Below are 23,902 nucleotides of genomic sequence, written 5' to 3'. Positions count from 1 at the left end.
GTAAACATGGAAATGATATCGTACAATAAAACCAAAATTGTTGCCACTGTAGGTCCTGCCTCCAACTCACGCGAGATGCTTCGCGCGCTCATCAAAGAGGGCGTTGATGTGTTTCGTTTGAATTTCTCACATGGTTCTCATGAGGATCACCAAAAAGTGATCAATACCGTTCGTGAGTTGAATGAAGAACTTGGCTCAACGGTTGCGTTGCTTTTGGATTTGCAAGGCCCTAAAATTCGCGTGCAGGAAGTTGAGGCGGATGTAGTGTTGGAGCGAGGTCAGGAGTTTATCATTACCACGAGGCAGTTGAAAGGGAACCGTGAAATTGCCAGTACATCGTACCAGCAACTACCTAAAGATGTGAAGAAGGGTGATGTGATACTGGTGGATGACGGTAAGATTGAATTGAAAGTGAAGGAAGTTCGTGATATTGATGTGGTAACCGAAGTTGTATACGGTGGCCCGTTGAAATCACGCAAGGGAATAAACATGCCCTTTACCAAAGTATCGGCACCATCACTTACGGAAAAAGATTTAAAAGATCTTGAATTCGGGATTAAGAACAACCTGGACTGGATTGCACTTTCGTTTGTGCGTAAGGCGCAGGATATAAAAATTTTGAGAAGCATTCTGGAAGAGCATCAGTCGCTTTCGCGCATTGTGGCCAAGATTGAAAAGCCCGAAGCGCTGAGCAACATTGATGAGATTATTGCGGCTACCGATGCCGTGATGGTAGCGCGTGGCGATTTAGGTGTGGAGATCTGGTTGGAAGAAGTGCCGATGGTTCAAAAAATGCTGGTAGAGAAATGCAATGCCGCGGCCAAGCCGGTAATTGTAGCCACGCAGATGATGGAGAGCATGATTGAAAATCCGCGTCCTACACGTGCAGAGACAAATGACGTTGCCAATGCCGTAATGGACGGGGCTGATGCCGTGATGCTCTCTGCGGAAACAGCAGCAGGTAAATACCCCATTGAAGTGGTGCGCAGTATGGTGCGTACAATTGCATCGGTGGAGAAAAATGAAAAGTTGTATTACCGTTTCCGGGAAGTAGACCCAAAATCTCCGGTATACATCAACGACAGCCTCGTGTTGGCTGCCTGTAAGTTGGCAAAGGATGTTGGCGCAAAAGCCATTGTGGGTATGACAGCTTCGGGTTACACAGCATTTAAATCATCTTCATACCGACCGAATACCAATATTTTTGTTTTTACCAGTAACAAGTACCTGATCAATACCATCAACCTGGTGTGGGGTGCCCGGGGTTATCACTACAACAAGGTAAATTCAACAGATGAGACTATTGCTGATGTAGAATCCATCCTGAAAAAAGAAGGGCATGTACAAAGCGGTGACATTTTCATCACGATGGCCAGTATGCCCATTCAGGAACGTCAGCGTACCAATACCCTGAAGATTAATATCGTAAAATAGGTTACTGTTATTTGGTGTAATTTACACTGAGTACGGGTACCGGACTGTGATAGGTTACACTTTCGGCAATGCCCAACGTATAAGTGGGTAGTCCCTTACGTGTTCGCGTAACAATGCCGGCAATTCCTTGCTTTTCATCCGCAAGGAAATGTGCAATACCACGATGTACATCGTAGTCGCAATGAATGGCCTGTGTAAATTTTAACTTGTTATTTTTCTTTTCAAACCACTTGAATCTTTCCTGGATATAGTGTGTGTCTTTGAAATTAATGGGGGTATTTACATAGAGTAGTTGAACCTGAGCTTTTACCGTTTGAGCAAATTCCATGATTCCTGCGGCAGCTTTTTCACAACCATCTTCAAAGTTTGATGCAAAAGTTAATCGTTTCAGATTTTTAAGCGTGTGATTTTTCTGTACCGACAGCACCGGGCAATCGGCACCTCGCAAAACTTTCTGCGCGTTGGAACCAACAAACGGATGATTCTTTTCGGCTGTGCCATGTGAACCCATAATGATCAAGTCAGCTTTCCACTTTTTAGCTGTAGTGATTATCACCTGAAAGGGAGTGCCGATTTCCAATTGTGTGGTGATGGTTATTTTCTCGTATTGTTCCTGATCTTTCTTGAGGTGTTGCCTGGCCTTGTTTACAACATTCTTTAATTCTGGATAGTTGATAAAATTTTCAGGTAGTTTCTCCAATCCATTTGTTGTATAAATTACATGAAGCAATAAAATTTCAGCCTTTAGTTCAGCGGCCAATTCGGAACCAACCTTTAATGCATTTTTTGCACAGGCAGAAAAGTCGGTTGGAATGAGTATGCGTTTCATAACAATTTTGGTTTTCTGAGCGTCCTAAGATTATACGTTCAAGTACCTGTTTTTACTGCTAAATTTTTATGATACTGGTCAGCACACTACCTGATAATCATCACATGGCCAGCTTGACTAACCCATGTATATTTGAGAAATCGTACCCATGGAAAGTAAGCCACAATGAATCAGTTTTTTCACCAATCCATAAACGAGCTTTTTGATACGTTCTCAACTTCATTTGATGGCCTGAGTTCATCAGAAGCAAACAGTCGGCTAAAACGCTATGGATTGAATGTATTACCTCATGGTAAGCAGGTTACTTTTCTAAAGGTGGTGCTGCATCAATTTACAAGTCCGCTGATTTATGTACTCATTGCAGCCGGTGCTGTATCAGTATTAATTGGTGAGCATGAAGATGCAGGGTTCATTTTTCTGATCATCATGATCAATGCCATACTGGGGACTTATCAAGAGTGGAAAGCAGAAACCAATGCTGCCGCATTGCAACAACTTGTGAAAACAAAGGCCAAAGTATTGCGCGATGGCAATTCGATTTTATTGGATGCGGAACAGCTGGTACCGGGAGATGTTGTCCTAATGGAATCGGGTATGCGGGTGCCTGCTGATTTGCGATTAATCTCCTCCAACAACTTACGAACCGAAGAGGCCATACTCACCGGTGAATCATTGCCGATTGAAAAGAATCCGCAGGTAGTGGGAAGCGGTGAGCTTGCATTGGGTGATCAGGTAAATATGCTTTTTGCTGGTACTACGGTGATGAGTGGCCGGGGCCGTGGGCTGGTGGTGGCAACCGGTTTACAAACGGAGATTGGAAAAATCGCAAAAACAGTAAGCGAAACCCGACAAGAGGAAACGCCACTGATGAGGCGAATGAGCCGGTTTGCCAAACGGGTAAGCTTGATTGTATTGGTGGCTTGTATCCTGATTTTTCTGATCGGATTCTATCAGGGAATACCTTTGATAGATATTTTCTTTGTTGCTGTTGCGGTTGCTGTTTCGGCCATACCGGAAGGGCTGCCAATTGCCATGACCGTTGCGCTTTCAATCGGAACAAGTAGGATGGCAAAGCGTAATGTCATTATAAGAAAACTTTCTGCTGTTGAAGGATTGGGAAGTTGTAATTATATCGGCACGGATAAAACCGGAACCTTAACGGTTGATCAACAAACCGTGAAGAAAATTTTACTTGCCAATGGCGCCCAAGTTGATGTGAGTGGGGCAGGATATAATGGAGATGGAGTATTATCTGGTGATTTGATTCATGAAGGTGATACGGCACAAATGCTAGACGACCTTGTTGAAGCGGGCGTGTTGTGTAACGAGGCTGAGTTGATTAAGCATGGATCGGGTTGGGAGCATCAGGGGGATGCCATTGATGTGGCTTTTTTGGCATTGGGGATTAAACGCGGCTATAAATTGGAGAATGTCCGCAACGCAGTGCATGTTGTCAGGGAAATTCCATTTGAATCAGATCGTAAATATGCGGCAACTATTTACAATAAGGCAGGTAAAACGTTTGCTGCAATAAAGGGTGCAGTCGAAGCACTTGTGCCACTGTGCGTTGGTAACCATCACGAGATACTTTTTCAACAAACCAATCAACTGGCCGCACAGGGTTTTCGGGTATTGGCAGTAGCGTCAGGGGAGGTTGAAGCTTCTTTAGCGCTTAAGAATTTAAACTTACTGGGATTGGTAGCCCTAATTGATCCACTTAAACCGGAAGCAAAGGGCGCAGTTGAGTTCTGTCACCAGGCGGGTATACAGGTGAGCATGATTACAGGAGATCATCCGGCTACAGCATTGTTTATTGCCAATGAATTAGGAATAGCTGCATCAAAGGATGATGTAATCACGGGCGATCAATTGGGCTTGAGTAAAGGAAAGGATGACACTGCGTTTCATCAGCGGCTCTCGGGAAAAAGTGTTTTTGCGCGGGTGAGTCCCTTGCAAAAGCAACAAATTATAGAAGCGGTTCGGGTGCAGGGAAATTTTGCTGCCGTAACCGGAGACGGTGTGAATGATGCGCCTGCTTTGAAAACGGCCAACATTGGTGTGGCCATGGGCTATGGAAGTGATGTGGCCAAAGAATCAGCCAGCATTATCATTACCGATAATAACTTTTCATCATTGGCGGCCGGCATTGAAGAAGGTCGGTACACATACGGCAATCTTCGCAAAATTATTTACATGTTAATTTCTACCGGGGCAGCCGAAATCATAATGGTGTTTATGGCTTTGCTTACCGGTTTGCCGCTTCCTTTTTTGCCCGTTCAGTTGCTTTGGTTAAACCTGGTAACCAATGGCGCGCAGGATGTTGCCCTTGCATTTGAGAAAGGCGAAAGACATGTATTGAATGAACCGCCCCGTAAACCTGCCCAAGGAATTTTCGACAGACTCATGATCACACAAACCCTAATTTCTGGTTCGGTGATGATGTTGCTCACGTTCGGACTTTGGTTCCATCTGTTGAATAATCTTAATTATGCAGAAGCAGAGGCGCGCAATATCATTTTGTTGTTGATGGTTTTATTGCAGAATTTTCATGTATTGAATTGTCGTTCGGAGCGTACCTCTGTGTTTTCCATCCCATTCTCCAATAATTATTTTGTTTGGATAGCCATTATTGTTGCGCAAGGCATTCACATTCTTTCCATGCATATTCCGTTTATGCAAAGCTTATTGAACATTGAACCGGTAAGCTTATCGGAATGGCTTAAGTTGTTGGCGACTGCTTCAATCATCTTGGTAGTGATGGAATTGTATAAAAAAATTTCTGATAGTCCGTAATCATACCACTAAACTAAGCTAAAGACAAGATTATCAAACAGATTGAGTGAATACCTTCTGTTGAGTTTAAAACAGAACTCATCCAGGTAATGCTGAAGGTATTTTTCTTTGATGACATGATAAATACCCAGTAAGGTTCTCTTGGCATTAGCGATAGCAATGTGAACCCATTTCAGTTCATTAACACCCTCGTAATCGGATTTAAAACTCACATGCACATCCACCAGGCTTTTCAGGTCCACATAGCCGGTGGCTTGATCGGTGAACAACACGCTATCGGGATCAATATTCTGGCTTACTACCCGGTTGGCCGAATGGCGATCCTCAGAAGGGTTGACTTTCATTTTGAATTGGCCACAATAACGTTCTTTACGCCCATGAACCTCCAAGGGAAAGGATTCTGCCATGACCGTAACTTTGGATTTCTTCTGGCTGCCTTTGCCCCGCTTAAGCTTTCTTCTTGCTCGTTTGGATGTACTGGTACTGAAGTAGGCATCGTCCAATTCCACCATACCCTTAAGTGTTTTTGCTTCCTCTGCCTTGCCCATGAAAGTCCGTATTTTCTTCATCATCAGCCATATAGGCTCATATCGTTTATGCCCTAACTGACGCCTGATTTCATGCGCTGAAAATCCTTTCTTGGTTGAACTCATTAGGTGCATAGTCAGGTACCAATACCAGAATGGCAACTTACCGCTCTCCAGCACTGTGCCGCTCCGTAAGGTGGTTCTGAACCGGCACTGTTTACATTGAAACTGCTCTTTTCCGGCAAGCCAATAATGCTCCTTATGGCCACACTTTTTACACACAACCCCTTTACTCATTCGATAATCCCGAAAGTGTGCCCGACAGGACTGCTCGTTGGGGAACCGTTTGATAAACTCGATCAAATTCATAACCCTTACCTTTTGAAAACAAGGTCGAAAATGACTTGGACAGCTTGTGTCTCATTTGGGTATCTTTACGGACTATCAGTAAAAAATTTATACCAATCGCTTAAAACAACATCCGGTTACAGTTTAGGCTGCACCAGGATGATTTCTTCTTTTTCAACCACCACAGTTCCGGGTGGATCACCTTTGCGTTTACGGACAAACTTTTTTGGGGTGTAAACCACCGGGCAAAGGGTTTCTGTTTTTCGTTTTGAATGATACGCGGCTAATTCAGCGGCTCTTTCAATTACAGGTTTGGGGAAATTTTTTCCAGCCTGGTATTTTACAATAACATGCGAACCGCTGACATCTTTGGCATGAAGCCACAAGTCTTCTTTGTAGGAAAACCGTTGTGTGAGTTCGTCATTGTGTTTGGCACTTTTTCCAACCCAAATTTTATAGCCCTGCATTTCAAATTCATGGTAGGGCAAGGGAGCTTCTTTTTTTGAGGCCTCCGTTACTAAACCTGAAGAACGAAGAAAGGTTTTTAAATCACCTACTTGTTCAATTTGCTCAACATCGTTTATCCAGTTACTGAGTTTGCTGATTTCCTGCTCCTTACGTTCCAGTGCTTCTTTTAGTTTGCTGACTTCGATGTGGTGGTTTTTAGATTTTCGATAGTAAAGGGCAGCGTTTTTTTGAGCGTTCAGGTCGTCTTTGAGTTTTATTTCTATGGGTTTACTTGTGTTGAAATCTTCCAATACTACTTTTTTCATACCTGGTTCAATCCGGTGAAGATTGGCCATGATTAAATCGGCCCAAAGTTTATAATGGTCATCCGCTTCAATCTCTGCTAACTTTGCGTTAGTTTTTTTTAAGTAAGCCTCTCCGTTTTTTAGTTGTGTGCGAAGTTTCGAAAGCACAGTATCTTTTTCATTTTGAAAGCCTGAACGCCTGGCATGCAGGTTGTAAAATTCATGCAAGGCTTCTTTTGCTGACGTAAAAGATTGTAGTGGCTCACCGATCTCAACCAAACTCAGAATTACCTGTTTATTGAGTTCGGTGATATAAAATGTAGGGTATTCAAGTTTTCGAATAATGCCTTGAATCATTTCCCATTTTTCGTCAGGTGATTTAGGTTCAAATTCCTGAAGCTTGACATAATTCCAGATCACATTGCCAAACGTGAAGTAATGTTTACTAAGTTGATGGATGTTTTGTTCGAAGGCCTCCCTGCTCCAATCGATTACTTTATCCAGCAATGCAAGATTGATATCTGCATCCGCCATCAGATGATTACGGAATAAACTGATGGGCCTTGCTTGCGAAAATAAAACCAGATTTGCCCGGTTGCCATGCATTTTAAACAGAAGCGCTACATCATCAGCAAACTGAACGGAGAAAGAGCGCTCGTTGGTGAATTGTCGTACCCCTGTAACTTTTAGCCCGATCAACTCCTGAAAAAGATCTACGCTGTTTCTTCTTGCCCTGTTAAACTCTTCCGGAAAAGATAAGCACGAAAAGGCAGATTGCAGACTGGCTTTAATATAGAATGGTTTGGTTTGGGTTTCAAACCTTATGATGAGTTCATCTTTTGACTGACTAAAACATTCAGACACAACGGCCCTAGCTAAACTTTTCTCAAGCTCAGCGGATAGCTTTCGCAATAGGTAATAATTGTTGTGCATGCTACGTGTGTAAACCGATTACCGGTTACAAACTTAAGCGCAATCCATCGTAAGCCAAATGGATGTGGGAGGGAAGTTCTTTTTGTACTTCGGCATGCGAACCAAGTTTGTGGCTGATGTGGGTGAAGTAGGCTTGTTTCGGTTTGATTACATCAACCATTCGAATGGCTTCTTCCAGGTTAAAATGTGAAATGTGCTGTTCACGCTGCAGTGCATTCAGTACGAGCGTTTCGGTGCCCTGTAATTTTTCAAATGTTTCTTCCGGTATGTGATTGCAGTCGGTGATGTAGCTGAAGTTATGAATCCGAAAACCCAATACCGGCATTTTAAAATGGTAAACGAGTAGGGGAGTTATGGTTATGGATTGAAAATTAAAAGATTCTGTACCGATTTCATGCAAATCGACTTGCGGTAAACCGGGATAATCTTTCGGTCCGAAGATGTAAGCAAAATCGTTCTTTAATTGCTGTAATGTTGTGGCGGTTCCGTACACCGGCATGCTCATGTGTTGCATGAAGTTGAATGCCCGTACATCATCCAGACCGGCCGTATGGTCGCGATGGGCATGCGTAAACAAAATGCCATCCAATTTAGTGATATGCTCACGCAACATTTGCTGCCGAAAGTCAGGTCCGGTATCAATTAAAAGACTCAGGTTATCAACAGCCAGGTGAACCGAAGTGCGTAAGCGTTTATCCCGAAAATCCAACGAACTGCATACCGCACAGCCACAGCCGATAACAGGAACGCCCTGCGAAGTGCCGGTTCCCAGAAAGGTGATTTTCAAGCCTTAACTTCAGTTTGAGTAATTTCCTCGTACAGCTTCTGACTTTTTTCTGTGAAGCGGGTGGTCTCCAGTTCAACCGTTTTCAGAATGTCAAGCAAGGCGTTGATTTTGCCTTCCGTTGTATAGAACTTGTTTACGATAATGATTTTTTGATCGCGCAGCAGGCAGTATCCTGATTTGAAATTTCCCTTCTCATAGCGAAGCGTGTAATCCGACTCCGCAATCATATCTTCCAGCTTGGTTAAAAACGGAACAGTGTACTTAATCATAGTGGTTGTTTCAATGGGGCGAAGATAATTTATAATTGTGAATGTGGTACCCCTAACGAAGAATAATGGATGTCTGTATTAATTTTACCAGGTGAATCTGGAGAATAAACGGCTGATTGTGATTGTGGGGCCCACGGCTGTAGGCAAAACTGCTTTAGCCATTGAGTTGGCACAGGCGTTGGGTACCGAAATCATTTCGGCTGATTCGCGCCAGTTTTATAGCGAAATGACCATCGGCACGGCCAAACCCACGGGTGATGAGTTGGCAGTGGTCAGGCATCACTTTATTGATTCGCACTCCATCCTCCAGAAATATGATGCAGCCCAATTTGGGGAAGATGCCTTAATGAAGGTATATGAATTATTTGAGAAGCATGATTCTGTTATAGTATGTGGAGGCTCAGGCCTTTACGTTAAGGCATTGCTAGAGGGTTTTGATGATATACCGGAAGTTCCTGAAGAAATCAGGGAAATGGTTACTGAAAAATACAAAGCCGGTGGATTGCCCTGGTTGCAACAACAGGTACAAAAACATGATCCGGAATATTACAATGTAGCTGATCAGCAAAACCCAGCCCGTTTGAGTCGTGCGCTGGAAGTGGTATTGGCAACCGGTAGTTCCATCACCTCCTTTCAAAAGAGGCAAAAGCGGGTTCTTCCGTTTAAGGTTATAAAAATCGGATTGGAATTGGAGCGTGAAGAACTGTACAGACGTATCGATGAGCGCATGGATGCAATGATTGAAGCAGGCTTGTTTGAAGAAGCTGAAAAATTATACCCTTACCGGGAACACAATGCATTGCAAACAGTTGGATATCGGGAAATATTTGATTTCATGGAGGGGAAGTACGACAGGGAAGAAGCCATCCGGCTATTGAAACGCAACTCGCGCAGGTACGCCAAACGGCAACTGACTTGGTTTAAACGGGAGGGAGAGATAAGGTGGTTCTCAAGGACTACAGTTGAAGATATTTTTGCCTATTTGCGAGTACTTGGCAATGCTATCTAATTGTATTTTGAATAATTAGTTGATGAGTAAAGCTATCTAATGAATAATAGTAATAGATCCTCTGTATTCCTTGTAACAATGATCTCGTAATGTGTAATAATAGATACCAGAAGCAACTTCTTCAGCTTGCCAGTCTCCCAAATAATTCGCAGACTCAAAAACGAGCTTTCCCCATCTGTTAAATACTTTGAGAGAAGACCCCATTAGTACAGCATCTATCTCAAATGATTCGTTCTTGTAATCTCCATTTGGAGTAAATACATTTGGAATAAAGGGTATACCTCCTATAGAAAATTTAATATTTACTGTGTCTTGGGCGCTTCCACAATCGTTGAAGATTTCAATGGAATAAGTTCCCGTTTGATTTATGGTTACGGTTGGCTCGATAGCCCCCGTACTCCATAAATAGTTTGTATTATTATAAAATGGTGCAACGAGAATAAGTTCTTCTGTATCACACACTATTCTATCCTTACCCAGATCAACAATGGGGGGAGGGCAGGTTAATAACTTCCCAATTCCTCTGATTAATTTCCCATTATATTGGGTAAAGGTATGTGTCGTTCCTACAAGGTGCAGGGTTCCTGTGCTCAAATTAAATCTTCGAAGATTTCTTCCTTCTGTGAAGTAAATATTTTGACTTGTTACCGTAAAATCTTCTATGGCAATGTATGTACTTTGGTAAATGATCTGTGGAAATGATACTACACCTAGGTTGGCAAAGTCAAGCCTATAGAAGTAAAGAAAATTTGCACCAGGCGGGGCTCCATCGAAGAAATACATTACATCACCCTCAAAGGCCATAACATCAATGTCGGGGAGTGGCAAATTGGTTGAAATGGTTGTTATCAGACTGCAAACTCCGGTATCTGGATCAATTTCAACGATTGACTCAGTGTAGAAATCGTTTTGTAGTACACCACCATTTAAACTGGCGCCTGCGTATAATTTTTTTCGAACAGGATTATAAGCCAGGGCATCACAAAGTGGAACTGGATTACCGTTATACATTAGTGTTCCAATAATTTGATAATCTCCTTCTTTAGTAATGCTAACCAGCTTAGGCGCTTCATTCGGACTCATTATTGTATAGTAAAGGTCCTTTTCATAATGGTAAGTGAGATTGACATGGTCGGCTAAAGAAATATTATCAATTGTTGCTTGTGCCTGCAATGCCCCGGTAAGACTATCAATTAATACAAGCTTATTGTCTATAAGACCGATAAGTTGGAAATTCTGAGCTTTTAAAGCTGTAAGTGTAAAAATGCACACAGTGAAGCAAACTAGAATTGTTCGCAAGGAGAACTTCATTCGATTACATAATTCTTAGACCTGTGTAAATATATTATTTAAGCTTACCTTTTGCAACGGCTGCTCTTTGTACGGTACTTTATCACAAATACTTTTTTGGTGAGGTTTGCAAAGGTCTGTACAATTGAGTTGATTTATTTCTTCGAATACAAAGTGTCATACTTTTATTTACAGTAGTCCCTTTTCAAAAGCTTTTTTAATTAACTCCATGCCATTTGATGCGTTTAGCTTTTGCATCATGTTTTTACGATGCGTTTTGACGGTCAGTCCTGAAATTTGAAGTTGAGAGGCAATATCCTCACTTGTGCTGCCATTTGCCAATAATTTTAGAATTTGAATTTCACGCTCTGACAGGAGTAAATCGCGCGTTGGACTTTTTTTGGTGCTGGTCGGGAATATATTATCACCACTACATATATGGGTAAGGGATTCGATCAGAAGATCATGGTCAACATTTTTGACAAAATAACCATTCGCCCCAAGTGTTCTGGCTTCTTGTGAAAATACATGTTCCTGATGCATACTTAAGATAACGATTTTGACTTCCTTGTCTATTGATCGGATGCGGGGTATCAAGTCCAGCCCGCTGATTGATCCAAACTCGATATCAATAATGATCAACTGTGGTTGAAGCATTGAGATTTCACCAAGCAGGGCGTATGGATCGGTGAACTTTTTTAGTATAACGAATTGCTTTGTATCCGATAATAACCGCTCAAGTCCATCGGTAAAAAGTTGATGATCATCAGCAAGTATTGTTTTGATCATAATTCGTTTTTAGGAAATTCAAACACATACGAGACGCCAAACGCAGTGGACTCAAAGTTGCTGGTTCCGCCAATGGCGCCAACACGTGAGATGATATTGGATAGCCCAAGTCCATTTTTTGCCTTTTCCGGATCAAATCCTCCACCATCGTCTTCATATAAAATATTGACCGTTTGCTCGAATGAATTTATTGTAACCTTAATATTTTTTGCTTTTGTGTGTTTTAGTGTATTACTGCTTAGTTCTTGCAAAATACGGAAGATTGAAATACTCAACTCATTCGCCTGAATATCTGCTCCATAAGTGGAGAAGTCGACCCTGATGCCTGATGTTTGCGTGATCTTATCAAAATGATTACTAAGCGCGGTAAATAGCCCATACCGTTCTATTTCAGGCGGTGTAAGTGAATAAGCCATTGACCTTACTTCATCTATTGTGTGTTGCAGGTGTGCATCAATTTTCTTCAGGTCATCAGGCTGGGTTCTGTTATTCAATATGTTGACAACATTAAGTTTTATGGCAGTGAGTTGCGTGCCAATGCTATCGTGCAATTCTTTGGCCAGTCGTTTACGTTCTTTTTCTGAAATGACGACTTCAGCGTGAACTAATTCTGTTTGTTGTTTATTGATCATTTGGAGTAGTTCATTTTGCTTTTTTTGCAAGCTCAGTCTTCGTTTGAAAAATAAAATTACTATTATGAAAATGATGCCCACCTCTAGTACAATCGAGTACCACCTTAACCACCAGGGTGATTCGACATAAAACTTGACTACCGGATTGATTGTATTCCAAACTACATTGTCATCGGTAAATTGAATCTCGATTTCATATGCTCCAGGAGCCAATGAGTTAAACTGAAGTGCTTTGTTCTTTGAGGGCACCCAAGGATCGTTTCGATTTAACCGATAACGTAAATTAATATCCTTATTGCGAAAAGAAAGAAAACCCAGCGTAAGATTAATTTTAGTCTGATTGTGCGGAAGAGTAATTTTGTTGATGGAGCTAATCAGGCTATCATTAATTTCAAGGGACTTGATGTAAGGGATTGGGGTGTTTCCTTTTAGGTATAACTGATTCTTTGGAATTATGGAGTATCCATTCTCTGAAAATGCCCAGACGGATTCACTCGTTACAATTATGTTTCGAATGATGTCTCCTATAAGCCCGGTGTTTTTATTCCATTGTGAAAACTTGGGTTTTGCATTGATAAGCGATGTTTTAGTCATCATAACAGCACCTTTTTCAGTGCCTAGCCAAAGAACCGAGTCGGCAAGAGTAAGTTCGTATATGTTGTTTGCAATAAATTGGTTTTCAGCATTGTAATTTGCAATTGGTCTATTTTGCTTGTTAATAAGGATTAGCCCATTTCCGATTGTTGCAAGAACACCAATGGAATCGTTAATCCATGCGATAGAGGAGATTTTTAAATTATTAAACTCCGGAAGCGTTTCCCTCAAATCAAATGATTTGTCTTTGATTTCTAATCCGGTTCGGCCCGCTAAATAGAATATTGTGTCGTGTAACGCCATAGCCCGATACACGTAGGGCAATGTATCCGTGTAAACCAGATCACCTTGCCAATTAAACTTCTTGAGTGAGCCAGCGCCAAGTGTCCACACTCCATCTGTGTCAATTGAGAAACTGGAAGCTTGCGCCTTATGCTGGCGTATTTGTTTGAAATTTTTATCGAACAGGGTTATCCACGAAGCGGCATACACCCATTGCGTTTGATGGGGATCAATTAAAGTGTTATGAACCGGAGAGTTAAATTTTTTGCTATGCAGGAGCTTATTTTTTTGCCCATCATAAATAAACAGATCTCCCTGTTGTGTGCTAATGACTACCGTGTCCTTACGATTATAAACAGAAGTGATTTTTGTATTGTCTGAAATTAGAAAATTGTTGATTTCAAGATTGGGATAGTAAAAAGCTCCCTTCTCCAATGTAGTTATCCAGAATCCATTATCTTGATCATGTAAAACGCTGGTTATAGAAAGTGCATCAAGTTCAGGCAACTGCAGAATATTATTGAACTGAGATGAGTTGAAGCGTTCAAACCCCAGGTTTAAATAACCTACCCATAATGTGTTGACATTATCTGTGCTTAAGCTAATAATAGGGGCCTTGCCCACGTGTACCAGGTTAACTGCATTGTTGTGGTACTCGAACAAGTGATTACGGATTGAAAAATAGATTCTGTCGCGCCATGTAATTAATCGCGATTCGCCATAATATTCCTTAAACGAATAATTTGCCTGGCTGAAAGTAGATTGAAATTTCTTGTTATCCAGATAAAAATCCATTTCATCTGAATTGAATTTATTTAATTTCCAAATTTGCTTTCCTTCTATTGAGTAATAGTAAAAACCAGCTCGGACAGGGATGGGCGTTGTAGATAGGGTTCCGGTGGAATCAATCGCGCCTCGCAGATGATTAACAATAAAATGAAGTTCCTTTTTGGAAGCTGAGTAATAAAAATTGATTAGTCTGTTTTGTATGTTTTCTGCGATTATGTCATTAAACGGGTATTGAATGATCTTATCATTATCAATGTAACTTAATCGGCCAGAATAGGTACGTAACCAAATTTTTCCAGCATCATCTTCCTGAAAGTTGAAAACTACCGGGTCACTAAGTCCATCACGTGAAGTAAATACCTGCATTTCAATTCCATCGTATTTCACTATTCCATTGTCCGTAGCGAACCAGATAAAGCCCTTATCGTCCTGAAAGGCTTCATATATTTCGTTACTCGGTAATCCGGTATCGGTAGTTAGTTGTATGAAGGTTTTGGATTGGCACCATAAGTTGCAGGTTGAGCTTAGTGAGATAAGTGCAAGAAAAGTCAAAAACTTAGCGTAACGCATGTCAATTATTTAGACCAACGAAAGTAATACATTCATTTAAAATTGCTTTTTGAGTGCTTGTAAGATTTTGATTGTCAACTGAGTGGGATAAACTCCTACTCCTTTTGGAGTATTTTTTTGAGCGTATCATTAAGGTTTTTATTGATTTTTCCAGAGAAGCATTACGGGGTAATTTTGTTACTTTAAATGCTGTCCCCCGAAAGATCGCCTCATGCCTGGAGAGATATGATCGTTGGCTTGCCTGATGGGCAGGCCATTTTTTTTGTCAAGTCGGTGAGTTTTTGATTCAACCATTTTGCGTAATGGGTTTGAATTTCAGTAAGCAGGCAACTTGTAAGTGTCGGTTAAACAATGATTCTAATCGATAGGTGTAATAAAAAACTATGTCTTCAAGCGTGTTTTGATAGCATTGAACACGCGTTCAGGTCCTTTCTTATCGATCAGACCCTCCATCTTTATTCTTTTTGTTAGCAATTCTTCCCGATTGAAATAGTAGTGATTTACTTTCTCTAAAATGAAATCCAGCGAATCATTTGAAAGAAGACTTGTATTCATGGTAACATCCAGGTCAATTAATTCTTTGGGCATAAGCTTAATGTGCTCTTCTTTTTCGAAAATATTAATAGAGGGAATCCCCGCAATTACAGATTCTATAGTGGTTAAACCGCCTGCCAGAATGGTAAGTACAGCATTACCCATGATGTCCCAAGTCGATTTACTGGCTTTAGCGAGAATGATTTCGTGTTGATAACTTTTTTTAATGGATTCAACAATTTCAGTATATGAATGCGCGTATCCTTCGCCTAATGCCACCCATAAAGTTAGACTTTGAGGAAAGGTGGATAGTTTTTTAATCACCTTTAAAGTTTTGTTTGGGGCATCTGTTCCGCCCATGGAGATGGCAACAGGCAGGTGTTTTTTCTTTAGATTTCTTTTGAAAGTGGACGTGGATATTTTTTGACTATACTGATTGACGATTGTATACTCCAATCCCCCATATATCTCCACTCCCTCAATCGGTGTAAAATATTTAGAACGTATAAAAAGCATATCAACTCCCTGCATGCGATCGAAAATCGGGGAAATAGAAACCAATAAGCAGCCGATTTCTTTGATTTCTTTAAAGATCGATTTCGTTAAAAACAGTAGATCAAAAACAATCACATCAGGTTTAAATGCATGTACTTTTTTAGCCAGTGACTCTTCATGATAGAGAATGCTTGTGATTTCAGCATGATCGTGAAAAATGGTCTCCAAACCTTTTTCAACCATAGCGAAAACTTTTACTTCACTCTTTTTCCTGGCATAATTTACAAAGCTGCGTGCCCGGAAGAGATGCCCCAAGCCGGTCTTTGACGATCCGCTGCAAATAACCGCTACTTTCATGCTAAAGATTAACGACCTGCAAGGTGAATGGCTGGTACTGTTTAATGCTTTCTTTTAACTCTTTCCCAACGATGAGATCAAAATCTTCTGAATTGAGCGGTCCTTCGGGGCGTACAATCAGTATGTCGGAAGCGGTAAGAATATGTCCTTTTTTCAAATCCTTACTTGCGTATAGCGATCGTCTTGCCCTTTTCTTTACGTATGCTTCGTCACTTTTGATTTTGACCGGGGTGTATGTCATTGCCTGCTCAGCATCACGAATATCGTTTACGTAGGCTTTAAACGTTTCAGGATCAGCCGCGTAGGCATGGTCAAAACCTTCCAGGGATGGATCTAGTGTAAAATGTTTCTCTATATACGATACCCCCATGGAAACAGCCATGCAAGCTGCAATACTGGATTGCGTATGATCGGAAAGTCCGACTTCACAATGGAAGGCTGTTCTTAACGTTTCAATGAACGTTAAATTCATGTCTTTCAATGCTGCCGGATAAGCAGATACACAATGTAAAAGAATGAATTTTTTAACGTTGAGATTCTCTAAGGTAGAAACGGTCTTTTCAATTTGCGCAAGGGTTGACATGCCTGTTGAGATAATTAGTGGAATGTCTTTGCTTGCTGCATAGCGAATCAGTTGCAGGTTGTTGAGGTCGGTCGAAGCAATTTTAATGTAAGGTGGACTTAGTTTAGCCAATAGATCTGTGCTGCGTTCACAGAATACCGAAGCACTGAATTTGATGCCCAATTCGTTTGAAAGATTACTTAGCCCAGAATAATCCTCATCTGCAAGCATAAATGCTTTTCGCATCGCCACTACTTTCTCAATATCGTAATGTCCATAATTGTACTTACCAGGTAAATACAGGTTTTCCGGGTATATAATTTGAAATTTCACTGAGTCTGCCCCAGCATTTTTTGCTACCCGTACTAAGGTTTTGGCGGTATCAACATTTCCGTTATGATTGGTGCCCGCCTCGGCTATGATGTGTACCTTGTTATTCATGAATGTGTACCTTCCAATACTTTGTTTGCAAAAAGTTTAAGGTTGGAACTCATGGTGTCTCTTAATTTAGCCCAGGTTGTGTCTTTCAACTCGGCTTTCAGGTCATCTAATTTTCCTAACGAATTGATTCTGTTTTCAACTTCAAGTAACACATCATCGGTTATCAGGTTGATATTCCACTTATCGAGGCCTACAGTTTCCATCATACTTATGGCTCTTTGGTCATAGCTGATTTTGATGCAAGGGATTCCATAGCTTAATGCAGGAAGGAAGGAGTGGAGCCTGTAGGTAATGTTGAGCCGTGTGTTTTTTAGATAACTTAAATATGTATAGACATCACTTGTAAACAAGAATTCAACATCTTTGAATGAGTCTGCAAAAGGAATATCACGGTGATCATGACATAGAATTTTTATGTGATTGTACCCCTTCCTTTTCAACAATGCAATAATCCCCTCAATCTGGCCTTTCATTTCATATTGCTGTGAAACGGGTATGCTCATTAACGTTGGTGTTCGGATGGATATCAATGCATCTGTTTGATCTTGCTTAGAGATAGGTACCAGGTGTTGCGGTGTTTCATTGAGAAATAGTGTAGGACATCCACCAAGCAAATTTGAACATCCTAAAGAGGAGATGTAGTTTGTGGTAGCAATATCTCTGGAGAGGGAAAAGTCCGCACGTTCGTTTAATAGTCTCAATTTGTCATCGGGAATGACGTCCGTGCGGTCAACAAGTTGTAAATTCTTATTGTATATTTTTCCTCGTGATAAGCTGAATAACATGAGAGGGACACTCAGGGCTTTCAGTGCTACTGGGTTTATTTCTAATTCATTATTTTCATACAAATTCCCACCACCAATTATCAAACCATGACCAAACTGATTGACTTCATAGACAGTTTGTGAGCTTAAACCTGCCTTCTTTTGACTTTCATATTTGCTGGTGGCCGGTAAGTCGATGATATTCAGGTGTTGTTGGAATGCTTCCCTGATGAAATGTACCAATGCTAAATGGATAACATCGTTTCCAATGTTAAAACCTTTCGGACGAATGCAGTATAAATTAATCATTAAGTATTCTAATTATAGTTTTTAAATCAGGTGAAGAAGTTATTTCCGGGTTAGTTAGTATTTTTTCAATCAAGGGCAGATCTTCTTTCGTGTCAACAACCAACCGGACATCGCCTTTTGTTGATATGTTGGATGTAATGTTTTTGAATCTGAATTGATTTGAATGTGTATAAAAATATGACGTAATGTGTTCATGTTGGTCGGGTGTATCCAGCCTCTGATAATAGGCGCTAAAAGTAGTTGCTCGAAAGACTTCAACTGAAATCCCGTACGGGAAAGTCCTTGGGCACAAATTTGTTACAAAATCCAAGTCGCTCATTTCCAATTGCCCAAAAGCACTTTCAATCAATGAGGTTTGAGGAAAGGGGCTGTCTCCGTTAATTCGCGCAAATGTATCAATTTTATAGAATTCGATGCAATCAACTACACGTTTGTACACATCGTCTAAATCACCACGGAAACACCTGATTCCCATGTTTTCAGCCAGTTGTTGTAGTGGGTCATCGGTTGGATGGGTTGATGTGGCAAGAATTGGTTCAAAGCCTTTGGATTTTTTTAGGAAAAAGAGGCACCATTCCAGCAGCGCCTTTCCATGGATCGGGTATAAGGCTTTTCCTGGGAAGCGTGAAGAACTATACCTTGCCAAAACAATGGCACATCGTCTGCTGCCACTCATAAATGAGATGTTTTATTATTTCCGCCCGAAAAGGTCAGACCAAATGGTTCCAGACTTAATCTTTTCGGGCAGGTTGTTTCTCTGATAGAAAGCGTCAAGATACGGGTAGTATTCCTTTTTTAATTCTTTAATTCCGCTAAGGGTCCATTTTTCAAAAATCCAGATCGTCTTTTTGAACTTTGGTAATTTGCTGAACACCGTGCGCTTGTAGAATGGCCGGCCGAGAATCACCAATACATACATAATCAGATATCTCAAATTGAGTTTATATTTTCGTTCAGATGGTTTTGTTAAGTTTTGAATCGTTTTTTCTAAATAATATCCAGTACGTATATGATTCATTCCATCGTCAAAGCCAATGGTGTTTTTAATAATACGTTTTCTTTCATCAAGTATAGTGCGAGTCAGAGCCTTAACTTGGCCGGTTTGGTAATATTCATCAATAATGGATTGCGTTTCTTCGTATGATTGGGTGATGATGGAACCTTTGTATAGTTCATCGCGGAAGAAGTCTTGATGGGGGTGAAGTAATATCGTAGGCGACTCCTTGATCAACCAGGATTCAAGTGCGGTGGTAGTATCAAATCCCATCCAGATATCGCAAACGTTCAACAGGTCATCAATGTCATCATATATCAGATACAGTACATTAGGGTACGCTTTTAGATTCTCCATCTCGTTGATGGTTTTTCCTAAGTCAGAGGGGATGGATTCTGTTGGATGCTTTTTTAAAATAAATAGCGTATCAGGGTTGTTTTCGATTAGTTTTTTTAACGTTTCCTCAACCTTATACATAAACTGCTTCATCCATTCGATTCGGTTCGGATCGTTTGGCCTAACATATTTATGATCGGTAATCGTTTTTGGATTGAATAATTTTCCAAATGACCAGCCCGCATATCCTATTATTTTAGAATATTGTGTTCGATTGCGCTGTTGAAGAAAATCTTTTTTCTCTTGAAATTTATAAATTCGGAACCGATCAAAGCCAACTCCACCAGTAAGAACGATGTTGTCTTTGTATTGTGGAAATCGCTCCAGAATATGGTTGTAGGTTCGTTGCGACCAGTAGCAAACATATTCGTGATACAGTTTATGATCTGTATTGTTTCCGAAAAAGTTATAAGTTCCATTTGTCCAAAAATTCCCTTCTGAGACCAACGCAAACACTTTAATGTTCTGCTCGTATGCGTATCGTGAGATCCAAAAGTAGTACTTGGACCCAATGGCATTGGGCAATAGAATCAAATCGGGTTTTTTTCTGTAGATCGCTTGGATGTCCCACTTTTGATGAAACGCGATTTCGCAATTCAGAAACCGCTCCGCATAATAAACCATTGGGATGAGTATTTCTGCGTCCCTTCCTTTATCACTTTCTAAAAATGCTATTACCTTAACTTTTGACATTTGAACGCGTGGATATGTTGTCCAATAATTTGGCTATTGATTTTGTTTGGTTGACCACATTGAATTGTTGGATAGCTTCAATGTCGGTGCTGCTTTTTAGTCCTTGTAAATACCTATCGTAATTTACTTTTATGTAGTCTTTAATTCCGGTTTCATCTTCATATTCAAACGTTTCCCCTGCACCTGTAAGTGAAAGAATTGAGGCCACATCGCTGGTTTGTGGGCCAATGCATAAAATAGGAACCTGTGTTCGTAAATACTCAAATAATTTTCCGGGTATTCTGCCATTGATATTTTCAGATTTATTGAGGGGTAGAAGTAATAAACCTGCCGATGCCAGTATGGACAATATTTCATTTCTTGGTTTTGTTCCTTCTAACTGGGCCAGATGGGCTATGTTATTTTGCAGAATACTCTTTTGTATGGAGTGGTCCACCATTCCGAAGAATCGAATATGTAATTTCTTTTCGAAATCCGGAAGTTCATGGCATAGTTCCTTTATCGCTATGAAAAAGTTTTCTGCATGTCTGTCTTCACCCAAAATGCCGGCATGAACTATCTGAAACTTATCTTCTCTATGAATGCTTAGATTTTTGAAATCGTCCTCATCATAGCCCCAGTAAACCACGTCCACATCTTTTGCTCCAATTTTCTCCAGATCTCTTTTCCATGTAGGGCTTACAATAGTAATCTTGTTGGCAGTTTTAAAAACTTCTTGTTCCATTCGCTTGTGGATACGGTCTGCCCGCTTTCCTATTGGAAAGAGAGAATAATAATCTACTTGTGTCCATGGGTCTTGAAAATCCGCCAGCCAGGGAATCGAAAACTGTTGTGCCAGTCGACATGCAATTACAGAATTTGTATGCGGTGGGCCATTCGATAGAATGGCGTCAATATGATTTTCTTTCAGGTACTGACTAAGAAATCTTACGGATGGCTTAATCCAAAGCGCCCTGGCGTCCGGGATAAAAAAGTTAGCCCGGACCCATATGGCCAATTTTTCAATCACACCTCTGTTTTCTCCTTTTGTAACCAATGGATTGCTGATGGGCTCATCCTTTTTTTTTCCAGTAAATTTTTTGAACAGGGAGAAGGGTTCAGAAATTGGGTGCTTCAGTATTTCAATTCCTTCCGGAATGTCCTTGTCATTGGAGTGGTCGATATATGGGTACTGCGGATTGGAAGCGGTGTAGATAATTGGCTCCCATCCGAATTGCTGCAGGTACTTGGCGAATTTCAGGCATCGCAACACACCAATCCCTCCACTCGGTGGCCAGTAATAGGTAATGATTAGTACACGCTTCATCCTTTAATTACCTTTCGGAATGTATTCCACATTGCTGTTGCAATAACAACTAACATAAGAATATTCGCGACAAGCATGAATTTATTTCCTATGGAGTATGATTTAGGTTGAAATCTGAATTCAATGGCATGGCTTCCGGCAGGAATTTTTATTGCTCTAAGAACGTAATTTACACGATCAATTGAAGTTTCCTGGCCGTCAATAAAAGCTTTCCACCCTTCCGGATAATAAATCTCTGAAAACACCGCATACCCATCGGTTGCCGTGGTTGCCTCGTACACCAGTTTGTTAGGAGCATATTCTGTAAGCCTGATTGATGCACTGGAATCGTATGTAAATTCTGGCTTGCTGAATTTTGATACATCAATCACAGCTTGTGTTTTGGTGTTGATGGAGTCGAGTAATTGAATTTCTTCATCGGGGTTATTGGCTACAAGTACCTCCTGCACAAACCACGCATTGCCATTATGGTGCGGATTGCGGATGACCGCATCAGCGGTTTGTCCGGCCAGCAGGTATCGGGTGTTCAGCATGTTCAGCACGTTGGCATTGCTGGCCGTGATGTTGCCGGCCTGCATGATGTCGTTCATTTCATGCTGAAGGTGGTGTGTAATCAAATCCTGGTACCTGCGCATTTTGGCACCGTGATAGCCACCAATGGAGTGGTGAAAGGCAGACGTTCGTGCCTCATTAAATGGATTTTGAAAATTGAGTACACGGAATGGAGTGCTCTTATCTTGTTTGATTACCTGGTCGGCAGGTGTTTCCGTGAAGAAGTTATTCCTGCGTTTCTTAATGTAGTTTTCTTCCTGCACATAGCGATAATCAACGCCCATAATATCGATGACCATTAACAGGATGAGTAATCCGGAAAATACAACTGTACCGATTGACTTACGCAAATAGAAAAAGACTACTGCTCCGGCAGCTACAACAAAGAAAATGGTTCTGAATGCATCTTTGCGAATGATTGATTTGCGCGATGAATCCACCGCATTCTTTACCCACTGCGGAACATCGCCTAGGTCGAGTGCCGGTATGTAAGCGATAATGGCGATTAGCAAAGCGAGCCCTCCGGTTACGCCCAGTGCAATAAATAAATTCTTCTGACTTTTCTTATCCCATTTTTCTTGCAACAATTTTTCAAGACCCAGGCAGCCCAACAACGGCATGGCCATCAGCGCAATCACTACGGCCATGGAAACTGCTCTAAATTTGTTATACATCGGTAGGTAATCGAACAGGAAATAATTCACCGAGGGAAAATGCTTTCCCCATGAGAGTACGATCGATAAAACAGTTGCTGCAATGAGCCATGTAGTGTTTCGCTTATCGGCATACAGAATGCCCAACACAAAAAAGAATACCACCAACGCGCCTGCGTAAACAGGTCCGCTCGTAAAAGGCTGCGGGCCCCAGTATCCAAGGAGTCCGCGGGTGTATTGCGCAATCTGGGCTTCGGGTACATTGTTTTGTCGAAGGGCAATTTCCAGGTCACTGTTTTGGCCTGTGTAATTTCCGGAAGCGCCTCCGTAAAAATTTGGAACGAGAAAGGTAAAACTTTCTGCTACCCCGCTGCTCCACTCAAAGGCATAGTCACGATCAAGGCCACCGGTGCTTTGTGTGTTGCTGGTTAATTCTGACTTTCCACGAATGGAATATTTGCCATACTCGTAAGTCGACCACAATTTACCCAGGTTGGCGCCAATAGCCAGCACAACTGCACCGACAAGTAAAGTGGATGAAATAAAAAAAGATTTTATTTCCTTTTCCCGAACGGCAAAAATTAATTGAACAATGCCATAAATCACGAGCATTAGTCCGAGGTAATAGGTGATTTGTATGTGGTTACTGTTTATTTCAAGTGCCAGTGCCAATGCCGTAACGGCAAATCCCCATAGCAATCTTTTTGTATAGGCAAGATGGACACCCGCCAATACCAACGGGGCGTAGGCGATGGCACGCATCTTCCAAAGGTGCCCCGCTTCGATACTTACAATAAAGTATGTACTAAAGGCGTAGGCTATGGCCCCTGCAATGGCAATGGATGGCCGAATACCAAACACGATCAATAAAATGTAAAAGCAAACCAGCGACAGGAATGTTTCTTTTGCTGAGTTGGGAAATCCTAATGAAATGACTTTTTCGATTATGGTCAGCGGTTCTGATCCCGACCAGCGTAGGCTAATCAGGTATGCCGGCATGCCACTGAACATGCTGTTTGTCCAAAGACCTTCTTCACCTGTTTTTTCACGAAAGGCCGCCAACTCCGAACCGGAGGCAATGCCTTGGTTCACATCATTTTGGTTCAGGATTTTTCCCTCAAAGAAAATGGGGGAGTAGAAAATCACCGTAAGCAAAATAAATATCAGGGTAGCGAGCAGGTGAGGTAAAGCTTTTTGCTTGACAGTAGCGAAGTTCATG

General features: G+C 41.3%; 18 protein-coding genes. 3 read left to right on the top strand and 15 right to left on the bottom strand.

The annotated features are described in order from the left end of the window. Positions 1-6 precede the first annotated feature (6 nt). Positions 7-1,434, top strand: a complete 1,428-nt coding sequence (pyk, locus tag QY309_11160; protein ID WKZ58427.1) for a pyruvate kinase — start codon at positions 7-9, stop codon at positions 1,432-1,434. A gap of 7 nt (positions 1,435-1,441) precedes the next feature. Here pyk and QY309_11155 read toward each other — a convergent pair whose 3' ends face one another. Further along, positions 1,442-2,263, bottom strand: coding sequence for a universal stress protein (locus QY309_11155; GenBank protein ID WKZ58426.1), 822 nt, complete (start codon positions 2,261-2,263; stop codon positions 1,442-1,444). 165 nt (positions 2,264-2,428) lie between these two features. Between QY309_11155 and QY309_11150 the strand changes: the two genes are divergently transcribed. Beyond that, positions 2,429-5,056 (top strand): HAD-IC family P-type ATPase, encoded by a 2,628-nt coding sequence (locus QY309_11150; protein ID WKZ58425.1) that lies wholly within the window; start codon positions 2,429-2,431, stop codon positions 5,054-5,056. 8 nt (positions 5,057-5,064) lie between these two features. Here QY309_11150 and QY309_11145 read toward each other — a convergent pair whose 3' ends face one another. The 4 genes from QY309_11145 to QY309_11130 form a co-directional block, all read right to left on the bottom strand. After that, positions 5,065-5,952 (bottom strand): IS1595 family transposase, encoded by an 888-nt coding sequence (locus tag QY309_11145; GenBank protein ID WKZ58424.1) that lies wholly within the window; start codon positions 5,950-5,952, stop codon positions 5,065-5,067. A gap of 116 nt (positions 5,953-6,068) precedes the next feature. Continuing rightward, on the bottom strand, positions 6,069-7,547 hold the full coding sequence (locus QY309_11140; protein ID WKZ58423.1) for an NFACT RNA binding domain-containing protein: 1,479 nt from the start codon (positions 7,545-7,547) through the stop codon (positions 6,069-6,071). A gap of 94 nt (positions 7,548-7,641) precedes the next feature. After that, on the bottom strand, positions 7,642-8,403 hold the full coding sequence (locus QY309_11135) for an MBL fold metallo-hydrolase (GenBank protein WKZ58422.1): 762 nt from the start codon (positions 8,401-8,403) through the stop codon (positions 7,642-7,644). Continuing rightward, complete coding sequence (locus QY309_11130; GenBank protein WKZ58421.1) at positions 8,400-8,672, bottom strand: hypothetical protein; 273 nt, start codon at positions 8,670-8,672, stop codon at positions 8,400-8,402. Before QY309_11130 ends, QY309_11135 begins: the two co-directional genes overlap by 4 nt. A gap of 91 nt (positions 8,673-8,763) precedes the next feature. Here QY309_11130 and miaA point away from each other — a divergent pair, with 91 nt between their 5' ends. After that, the gene (miaA, locus tag QY309_11125) at positions 8,764-9,681 is read left to right on the top strand and encodes a tRNA (adenosine(37)-N6)-dimethylallyltransferase MiaA (protein ID WKZ58420.1); all 918 of its coding nucleotides are present in this window, start codon (positions 8,764-8,766) and stop codon (positions 9,679-9,681) included. 36 nt (positions 9,682-9,717) lie between these two features. On the opposite strand, the gene QY309_11120 is transcribed toward miaA, so the two are convergent. The 10 genes from QY309_11120 to QY309_11075 all read right to left on the bottom strand — a co-directional run bounded on the left by QY309_11120 (position 9,718) and on the right by QY309_11075 (position 23,901). Continuing rightward, a complete protein-coding gene (locus tag QY309_11120; protein ID WKZ58419.1) occupies positions 9,718-10,953 on the bottom strand; it encodes a gliding motility-associated C-terminal domain-containing protein in 1,236 nt (411 codons plus the stop codon). A 207-nt stretch (positions 10,954-11,160) separates the two neighbouring features. Continuing rightward, entirely contained in the window at positions 11,161-11,760 is a 600-nt protein-coding gene (locus QY309_11115; protein ID WKZ58418.1) for a response regulator transcription factor, read from the bottom strand. Further along, positions 11,757-14,627 (bottom strand): two-component regulator propeller domain-containing protein, encoded by a 2,871-nt coding sequence (locus tag QY309_11110; protein ID WKZ58417.1) that lies wholly within the window; start codon positions 14,625-14,627, stop codon positions 11,757-11,759. Before QY309_11110 ends, QY309_11115 begins: the two co-directional genes overlap by 4 nt. Before the next feature lie 381 nt (positions 14,628-15,008). Continuing rightward, positions 15,009-16,013 carry a hypothetical protein gene (locus QY309_11105; protein ID WKZ58416.1) on the bottom strand — a complete coding sequence of 335 codons (1,005 nt, stop codon included), beginning with the start codon at positions 16,011-16,013 and terminating at the stop codon, positions 15,009-15,011. Position 16,014: 1 nt separating this feature from the next. Then, positions 16,015-17,016, bottom strand: coding sequence for an N-acetylneuraminate synthase family protein (locus QY309_11100; protein WKZ58415.1), 1,002 nt, complete (start codon positions 17,014-17,016; stop codon positions 16,015-16,017). Then, on the bottom strand, positions 17,013-18,089 hold the full coding sequence (locus QY309_11095; protein WKZ58414.1) for a polysaccharide pyruvyl transferase family protein: 1,077 nt from the start codon (positions 18,087-18,089) through the stop codon (positions 17,013-17,015). Before QY309_11095 ends, QY309_11100 begins: the two co-directional genes overlap by 4 nt. Next, complete coding sequence (locus QY309_11090) at positions 18,082-18,765, bottom strand: hypothetical protein (GenBank protein ID WKZ58413.1); 684 nt, start codon at positions 18,763-18,765, stop codon at positions 18,082-18,084. Before QY309_11090 ends, QY309_11095 begins: the two co-directional genes overlap by 8 nt. 15 nt (positions 18,766-18,780) lie before the next feature. Then, a complete protein-coding gene (locus QY309_11085; GenBank protein WKZ58412.1) occupies positions 18,781-20,172 on the bottom strand; it encodes a hypothetical protein in 1,392 nt (463 codons plus the stop codon). Continuing rightward, positions 20,159-21,478, bottom strand: a complete 1,320-nt coding sequence (locus tag QY309_11080) for a glycosyltransferase (GenBank protein WKZ58411.1) — start codon at positions 21,476-21,478, stop codon at positions 20,159-20,161. The genes QY309_11085 and QY309_11080 overlap by 14 nt, the downstream gene beginning before the upstream one ends. Further along, a complete protein-coding gene (locus QY309_11075) occupies positions 21,475-23,901 on the bottom strand; it encodes a YfhO family protein (protein ID WKZ58410.1) in 2,427 nt (808 codons plus the stop codon). Before QY309_11075 ends, QY309_11080 begins: the two co-directional genes overlap by 4 nt. Between the last annotated feature and the right edge of the window lies 1 nt (position 23,902).

The organism is Cyclobacteriaceae bacterium (assembly GCA_030584025.1).
Taxonomy (GTDB): Bacteria; Bacteroidota; Bacteroidia; order Cytophagales; family Cyclobacteriaceae; genus UBA2336.
This window is presented reverse-complemented; position numbering and strand designations above follow the sequence as displayed.

Bases quoted from the DNA above. Each gene is read 5' to 3' on its own strand.
- QY309_11130 (WKZ58421.1), bottom strand. From the start codon at position 8,672: ATGATTAAGTACACTGTTCCGTTTTTAACCAAGCTGGAAGATATGATT.
- QY309_11150 (WKZ58425.1), top strand. From the start codon at position 2,429: ATGAATCAGTTTTTTCACCAATCCATAAACGAGCTTTTTGATACGTTC.
- QY309_11085 (WKZ58412.1), bottom strand. From the start codon at position 20,172: ATGTCAAAAGTTAAGGTAATAGCATTTTTAGAAAGTGATAAAGGAAGG.
- QY309_11100 (WKZ58415.1), bottom strand. From the start codon at position 17,016: ATGAATAACAAGGTACACATCATAGCCGAGGCGGGCACCAATCATAAC.
- QY309_11110 (WKZ58417.1), bottom strand. From the start codon at position 14,627: ATGCGTTACGCTAAGTTTTTGACTTTTCTTGCACTTATCTCACTAAGC.
- QY309_11145 (WKZ58424.1), bottom strand. From the start codon at position 5,952: ATGAATTTGATCGAGTTTATCAAACGGTTCCCCAACGAGCAGTCCTGT.
- QY309_11155 (WKZ58426.1), bottom strand. From the start codon at position 2,263: ATGAAACGCATACTCATTCCAACCGACTTTTCTGCCTGTGCAAAAAAT.
- QY309_11105 (WKZ58416.1), bottom strand. From the start codon at position 16,013: ATGAAAGTAGCGGTTATTTGCAGCGGATCGTCAAAGACCGGCTTGGGG.
- QY309_11075 (WKZ58410.1), bottom strand. From the start codon at position 23,901: ATGAACTTCGCTACTGTCAAGCAAAAAGCTTTACCTCACCTGCTCGCT.
- QY309_11080 (WKZ58411.1), bottom strand. From the start codon at position 21,478: ATGAAGCGTGTACTAATCATTACCTATTACTGGCCACCGAGTGGAGGG.
- QY309_11095 (WKZ58414.1), bottom strand. From the start codon at position 18,089: ATGATTAATTTATACTGCATTCGTCCGAAAGGTTTTAACATTGGAAAC.
- QY309_11115 (WKZ58418.1), bottom strand. From the start codon at position 11,760: ATGATCAAAACAATACTTGCTGATGATCATCAACTTTTTACCGATGGA.
- QY309_11090 (WKZ58413.1), bottom strand. From the start codon at position 18,765: ATGAGTGGCAGCAGACGATGTGCCATTGTTTTGGCAAGGTATAGTTCT.
- pyk (WKZ58427.1), top strand. From the start codon at position 7: ATGGAAATGATATCGTACAATAAAACCAAAATTGTTGCCACTGTAGGT.